The sequence below is a fragment of the Acidovorax sp. BoFeN1 genome (assembly GCF_003345135.1).
Lineage (GTDB): Bacteria > Pseudomonadota > Gammaproteobacteria > Burkholderiales > Burkholderiaceae_C > Acidovorax > Acidovorax defluvii.
Map to the genome: position 1 here is coordinate 20343 of NZ_QOZT01000054.1, position 7237 is coordinate 27579.

Genomic DNA, 7237 nt, shown 5'->3' on the forward strand with positions numbered 1-7237 from the left:
CAACCTTCTGGGCTGGCACCCGGGGACTATAAATGCCGCATCCTCCTCTGGCGCACAGGGTATTTACCGGCGTTGTTGCCCCCGCTGCCGTGATCCAGTGGCACATTTTCGCGGTAGGGATTTGAAAACACTTTGTCACATATGGGCCAGACAATGGGGCGCACCGCCGCTCAGGCAGCGGTTTTCCGCAGGGCCGACACAGCGCCCTTTGCACGCCCCGGCAAAGCCCCGGCCTCATCGAAGAACCCAGGAACACCATGTCTGCCCCCCTGCACTCCACCCCACCATCCCGCGGAACCCTGGGCAAGCGACTGTTGACCACGTTCTGCCTGGTACTCACGCTGACCCTGTTGGGCTCGGTCATTGGCATCTGGTCACTTCGCCAGATCCAGCAATCCACCGAAACCATGGTGAGCCAGGGCGTTGCCACCGAACGACTGGTTGCCGACGCTTACCGTTTCCAGGCCATCAACTCCGAACGCTACAAGGCTATCGCCCTGAGCTCGGAGCCCGAGGTGAACGAGATTTTGGGCGCCGACATCGCCGTCACCCAGCAGCGCTACGACGGGCTGATCGCCGAGCTGGACAAGGGCCTGCAGGCTGCCCAAGACCGCGCACTGCTGGAGGGCATCCAGGCCGCAGGAAAGGATTTTCAGAAAGCCCGCGCCGAGCTGATGGCGGCCAGCGAATCCAACTTTACCGAGCGCATCCGCAAGGTATATGCAGAGCGGTTCCTGCCCTCTTCCGGTGCACTGCTGTCCGCACTGGGCACGCTGACCCAGTCGCAGCGCAACGCGATGGATGCCGGCGCACGCGAGGTGGAACGCTTGGGCGCCGTGGCCCGCACTGCGCTGCTGGCCTTTGGGGCACTGGCCCTGGTGGTGGGCAGCGTGCTGGCGCTGTGGCTGGTGCGCAGCATCACACGCCCGATCGCATTGGCCAGCGTCACGGCCGACCGCGTGGCGGCCCTGGACCTGCGCCACGACATTGCCGGCCATGAAAAAGACGAAGCGGGCCGCATGCTCAATTCGCTGGCGGTGATGCAGCAGGCGCTGCGCACCCTGGTGGTGCAGGTGCGCGGGTCGGCACAGAACGTGAGCTCCGCCGCATCGGAAATCGCCAATGGCAACACCGACCTCTCCAGCCGCACCGAGGAAACCTCTGCCAGCCTGCAGCAGACCGCGGCGGCGCTGGAGCAGATCACCAGCCGGGTGATGCAGTCCGCGCAGGCCGCGCACGACGCGCAGCAGATCGTGGCCACGGCCACGACGGTGGCGCACGAGGGCGGCAGCGTGGTGGCCCAGGTAGAGCGCACCATGCAAGGCATCCATGCGTCGGCCGGCAAGATCGCCGCCATCATCGGCGTGATCGACTCCATTGCGTTCCAGACCAACATTTTGGCTCTCAATGCCGCCGTGGAGGCGGCCCATGCGGGCGACCAGGGCCGGGGCTTTGCGGTGGTGGCTGCCGAGGTGCGCAGCCTGGCCACCCGGTCGGCCGCCGCGGCGCGGGAAATCAAGGCGCTGATCAATGAATCGGTCGATCAGGTGAAAGAGGGCACCAGCCTGGCGGGCGTAGCGGGCACTACCATGCAGCGCATCGTGGGCTCCATCCAGAACGCCGAACGCATGATGGGCGAGATCACCTCCGCCACGCAGGACCAGAACCGCGACATTGGCCAGATCAACACCGCAGTAGCGCGGCTGGACCAGATGACCCAAGCCAACTCGGCGCTGGTAGAGCAGTCAATGGCCGCATCGGCGGGCCTGCGCAGCCAGGCCCACGAGCTTTCCACCCTGATCAGCCAGTTTGTGCTGCCCGGCCAGGGCGCCGAAACAGCCCTGCCGCCCATCGGCCAGATGGCCCACGCACACCGGCAACAGGCACTGCTGGCGAATGGCTAAACAACGGGGTTGCGGCCGCCCCGTTGTAGATGGCTGGTGAGGGCTGAAAATTGGGTGAATCCGCTAGAAAATAGGTAAAAAGTGCTGCTAGCGCTTATGCAGAAAGCGCCAGCAGCTACGTTTTTAATAGCAATCAATCAGACAGGCTTGATCGGCACGTACAGGCTGCCGCCGCCGCGCTGAAACTCTTCAGCCTTGGTCTCCATGCCCGCCGCCAGCGCTTCGGCCTCGGCTACACCCTTTTGCGCGGCAAAGTCGCGCACTTCCTGCGTGATCTTCATCGAGCAGAACTTGGGGCCGCACATCGAGCAAAAGTGCGCCACCTTGGAGGCATCCTTGGGCAAGGTTTCGTCGTGGAAGGCCTGCGCTGTCTCAGGGTCAAGACCCAGGTTGAACTGGTCCTGCCAGCGAAAATCAAACCGCGCCTGACTCAGCGCATCGTCACGCGCGCGGGCTCCGGGGTGGCCCTTGGCCACGTCGGCGGCGTGCGCGGCGATCTTGTAGGCGATGATCCCTTGCTTGACGTCGTCGCGGTCGGGCAGGCCCAGGTGTTCCTTGGGCGTCACGTAGCACAGCATGGCCGTGCCCATCCAGCCGATCATGGCCGCGCCGATGGCGGACGCAATGTGGTCGTAGCCCGGCGCGATGTCGATGGTCAGCGGGCCCAGGGTGTAGAACGGCGCTTCGTGGCAGGTCTTGAGCTGCTCGGTCATGTTGGCCTGGATCATGTGCATGGGCACATGGCCGGGGCCTTCGATCATGGTCTGCACGTCGTGCTTCCATGCTACCTGGGTCAGCTCGCCCAGCGTGTGCAGCTCGGCAAACTGCGCTTCGTCGTTGGCGTCGCTGGCGCAGCCGGGGCGCAGGCCGTCGCCCAGGCTGAACGACACGTCGTACGCCTTCATGATGTCGCAGATATCCTCGAAGTGCTCGTACAAAAAGCTCTCGCGGTGGTGCGCCATGCACCACTTGGCCATGATGGAGCCGCCACGCGAGACGATGCCGGTGCGCCGCGCCGCCGTGAGGTGGATGTACGCCAGGCGCACGCCGGCGTGGATGGTGAAGTAGTCCACGCCCTGCTCGGCCTGCTCGATCAGCGTGTCGCGGAAGATCTCCCAGGTCAGGTCTTCGGCGACGCCGCCCACCTTTTCGAGCGCCTGGTAGATCGGCACCGTGCCAATGGGCACGGGCGAGTTGCGCACGATCCAGTCGCGTGTGGTGTGGATGTTTTTGCCGGTCGAGAGGTCCATCACGTTGTCGGCACCCCAACGGATCGCCCACACCAGCTTTTCCACTTCTTCTTCAATGCTGGACGTGACAGCCGAGTTGCCGATGTTGGCGTTGATCTTGACGAGGAAGTTGCGGCCAATCGCCATCGGCTCCACCTCGGGGTGGTTGATGTTGGCCGGGATGATGGCGCGGCCCCGGGCCACTTCGTCGCGCACGAATTCGGGCGTGATGATGCGCGGGATGCTGGCGCCCATGGGGTTGCCCATCAGGCGCTGCTCACGGCCTGCGTCGGCCATGTACTGCGCCATCCATTCGCGCTTGCCGTTTTCGCGGATGGCCACGTATTCCATCTCGGGCGTGACGATGCCCTTCTTGGCGTAGTGCATTTGCGTGACATTGGCACCCGCCTTGGCGCGCAGGGGCTTGCGCTGCAGCGCGGCGGCCTCGGAGCGCAGTTGGGCCAGGCGCGTGGCGTCTTCGCTTTTTTGCCCGTCGTCCAGCCCCACCGGGGCGCGGCCCTCGTAGTGCTCCACATCACCACGGCCGGTGATCCAGCCGCCGCGCACGCTGGCCAGGCCCTGGCGCACATCGATCGCAGCCTCGGGGTCGGTGTACGGGCCGGAGGTGTCGTACACGCTGACCACCTCGCCATTGGTGAGTGCGATGTCGCGCACCGGCACGCGCAAATCCGTGTGCAGATGGCCGGGGAGGTAGGCCTTGCGCGATGCGGGGAAGGGCTCGCGCGTCAGCGCCAGCAGTTCGGCAAACTTCTCGGGGGTGGCCAGCTGGGCCAATTCGGCATGTCGGTCGGGGGCGTTCATGGGGCAGGTCTCCTGGTTCCGGTGGCGGGGTTGCTCCGGAATGGACCTGCTCCCCCGCAAGTGCGCGGGGCACCTGGGGCATGGCGTGCATGCCGGATAGGCAGGCACGGGCGCATGGAGGTCGGCTCTTCTTCCGCCGGTATGAACCGGATCAAGTTCGTCGGGTTCGCAGAGGGGCGTGTGTTTCACGCCCTCCCGCATCTCAGTGCATCAGCACACCCCGGAGCAGGCGCGAGTATAGGCCAGCACTGCTTGCGCTGCCGCGACCCAACTTTCGGGCTCAGGCCAGGCGTCCGATGAACATCACGGCAAAGAAGAAAACCGCCGCGATGATGGTCCATTTCAGCACCACCAGGCCAAAGCGCTTGTAGCGTGCCTGGCCGGTGCCCGCATAAAACGCGAAAGAAACCGCCGCAGTCAGCAGCAGTGCCATGGCCAGCCAGCGAAACAGCAGCATGGGTCTGCTACCAGGCGCGCACGGGCTGCAGGAAACCGCTGGGTGCCTGGCGGTCGTCCTCGAACGTCACCTCTTCCCAGGCGTCGCGCTGGGCCAGCAGCTCGCGCAGCAGCAGGTTGTTCATGGCATGGCCTGAACGGAAGGCGCTGTAGGCGGCCAGCAAAGGCTTGCCAACCAGGTACAGGTCGCCCATGGCGTCCAGGATCTTGTGCTTGACGAATTCATCGTCATAGCGCAGCCCGTCGCTGTTGAGCACCTTGTAGTCGTCCATCACGATGGCGTTGTCGAGCCCGCCGCCCAGCGCCAGGCCACTTGCGCGCATCATTTCCACATCGCGCGTGAAGCCGAAGGTGCGCGCACGGGCGATGTCGCGGCTGTAGTTGCCGGAGCCCAGGTCAAACTCGACCCGCTGGCCCGTGGAATCGACCGCCGGGTGGTCGAAATCAATCTCGAAACTGAGCTTGTAGCCATGGTAGGGCGTCAGACGCGCCCATTTGGCATGGGCGCCCTCGCCCTCTCGCACCTCGACCGGCCGGGTCACGCGGATGAAGCGGCGGGGTGCGTTCTGCAATTCAATGCCTGCGCTTTGCAGCAGAAAAACAAACGATGCTGATGAACCATCCAGGATGGGGACTTCTTCTGCGGTGATGTCCACGTACATGTTGTCGATACCCAGGCCGGCACAGGCCGACATGAGGTGCTCGACGGTGTGCACCTTGGCGTTGCCGGTGCCGATGGTCGATGCCAGGCGGGTGTCGGTAACGGCGGCCGCAGAAATGGGGATGTCCACCGGCTGGGGCAAATCCACGCGGCGAAACACGATGCCCGTGTCGGGCTGGGCCGGCCGCAGGGTCAACTCGACCCGCTGGCCGCTGTGCAAACCTACCCCCACGGCGCGGGTCAGGGTTTTGAGGGTGCGTTGCTTGAGCATCCTGCGATTTTAGTTGCCGCAAGGATTTTGTGCTGCCGCGCTCGGCGCTGCGCTGGGCGGGGTCCACTCTGAGTGGAATGCACTCGTTTTCCCTCACAACCGGCATGGAGGACAATCACACAATCGGTTACAGGGCAAGCCCCAAAGGATCCGCATGGCCCACGACCCAGGCCGTTCCTTTGCTTTGGGTCCCAAGAACAGCCTTTTTTTTCATCCCGGGAGATTTCATGAGCAAACTCAGTGTAGAGGCAAGATCCTGCTGATGCTGGCCACAGCATTGGTAGCACTGCTGTTTATGGCGGTCAGTTCATTGCTGCAGCAGCGGTCACAGATCATCGAGTCGCGGCGTGAGCTGCTGACCACAGCGGTGCAATCGGCCCACAGCATCGTGGCCTCGTACCAGGCCAAGGCCGCAAGCGGGGCGATGCCGGTAGAAGAAGCCCAAAAGGCGGCCAAGGACGCTTTGCGCGTGTCCCGCTTTGGTGGACCTGAAGGCAAAACCGAGTACTTCTATATCTGGACGCTGGATTCCAAAGGTGTGATGCACCCCATCAAGCCTGAATGGGAAGGCCAGGACATGGCTGGCAAAGTGAAGGACGGCGCCGGCACGGACATTCTCAAACAGATATCAACCGCGCTCAACGCCAGTTCCAACGGCCGCGTATTTGTGCCCACCATGTTCGCGCGGCCCGGCTCGCAGTCGCTGGTGCCCAAGCTCCAGTACGTGATCCGTGTGGACGGCTGGAACTGGATGGTCGGCTCCGGTCTGTATACGGACGACATCGACCAGCTCGTTCGCAAAACCCTGCTGTCCAACCTGGCGATCGTGCTCGTCGTGATGCTGGTCGTGGGTGGCGTGGGGTTGCTGGTCACGCGCTCGGTGCTGCGCCAGATCGGTGGCGAACCCATCGACGCCATCGCAGTGATGTCAGAGGTGGCCCAGGGAAATCTGGACACCCCTATCCCTGACGCTCCAGCAGGCTCCCTGCTCGACGGCCTGGGCCGCATGGTTGTCTCGCTGCGCCAGCTCGTGACCGAAGTGCGCTCGGCCACCGAAAGCATCGCCACGGCGTCCAGCGAGATTGCCCAGGGCAACAACGACCTGGCCCACCGCACCGAAGACACTGCCAGCAACCTGCAGAGCACTGCGAGCAGCATGGAAGAGCTGACCAGCACCGTCCGGCAGACCTCAGACTCTGCCCAGACCGCCAACCAGATGGCCACTTCGGCGGCCACGGTGGCAGCGCGTGGCGGGGAAGTGGTGTCGCGTGTGGTCGCCACCATGCAGGACATCAACGCCAGCAGCAACAAGATCAGCGACATCATCGGTGTGATCGATGGCATCGCCTTCCAGACCAATATTCTGGCCTTGAATGCCGCTGTGGAAGCCGCCCGTGCGGGCGAGCAGGGCCGGGGCTTTGCCGTGGTGGCCAGCGAGGTGCGCAGCCTGGCACAACGCAGTGCAGAAGCCGCCAAGGAGATCAAGGCCTTGATTGGCGCGTCGGTTGAAAAGGTGGAATCGGGCACGCAGCTGGTGGGCAATGCAGGCGCCACCATGACCGAGATCGTTGAGAGCGTTCAGCGCGTGACTGACATCATCGGTGAGATCCGATCTGCCACCTCAGAACAGAGCCAGGGCATCGCGCAGGTCAACACCGCCATGAACCAGCTCGACCAGATGACGCAGCAGAATTCGGCCCTGGTGGAACAATCCACCGCCGCCGCAGACAGCCTGCGCGAGCAAGCCATGAAACTCACCCAGGTGGTCGCGTTGTTCCGGGTGAACGGCAGCAATGCCTCGGCGCCCGCACCGACAAGACGACCTGCAACCCCAGCCGCACCCCGCCCTGCCCCAGCCCCGGCGCGCACAGGCGCAACGCGCCCTCCCTTGGTC

The 7237-nt window shown here is 64.2% G+C and carries 5 protein-coding genes and 1 riboswitch; of the genes, 2 read left to right on the forward strand and 3 right to left on the reverse strand.

Annotation, left to right across the window (positions count from 1 at the left end):
* Nucleotides 1–257: 257 nt before the first annotated feature.
* Nucleotides 258–1904, forward strand: a complete 1647-nt coding sequence (locus DTW89_RS12640; protein ID WP_114656206.1) for a methyl-accepting chemotaxis protein — start codon at nucleotides 258–260, stop codon at nucleotides 1902–1904.
* Nucleotides 1905–2041: 137 nt separating this feature from the next.
* On the opposite strand, the gene thiC is transcribed toward DTW89_RS12640, so the two are convergent.
* The 3 genes from thiC to lpxC form a co-directional block, all read right to left on the reverse strand.
* Nucleotides 2042–3919 carry a phosphomethylpyrimidine synthase ThiC gene (thiC, locus tag DTW89_RS12645; RefSeq protein WP_114656208.1) on the reverse strand — a complete coding sequence of 626 codons (1878 nt, stop codon included), beginning with the start codon at nucleotides 3917–3919 and terminating at the stop codon, nucleotides 2042–2044.
* 147 nt (nucleotides 3920–4066) lie between these two features.
* Nucleotides 4067–4188, reverse strand: a riboswitch (TPP riboswitch).
* Between the two features lie 47 nt (nucleotides 4189–4235).
* Nucleotides 4236–4412 (reverse strand): hypothetical protein, encoded by a 177-nt coding sequence (locus DTW89_RS19530; RefSeq protein ID WP_201740999.1) that lies wholly within the window; start codon nucleotides 4410–4412, stop codon nucleotides 4236–4238.
* A gap of 7 nt (nucleotides 4413–4419) precedes the next feature.
* Nucleotides 4420–5343, reverse strand: coding sequence for a UDP-3-O-acyl-N-acetylglucosamine deacetylase (gene lpxC / locus DTW89_RS12650; RefSeq protein ID WP_024812940.1), 924 nt, complete (start codon nucleotides 5341–5343; stop codon nucleotides 4420–4422).
* 262 nt (nucleotides 5344–5605) lie between these two features.
* Here lpxC and DTW89_RS12655 point away from each other — a divergent pair.
* The coding region (locus DTW89_RS12655) for a methyl-accepting chemotaxis protein (protein WP_114656207.1) at nucleotides 5606–7237 on the forward strand (1632 nt) is incomplete at its 3' end.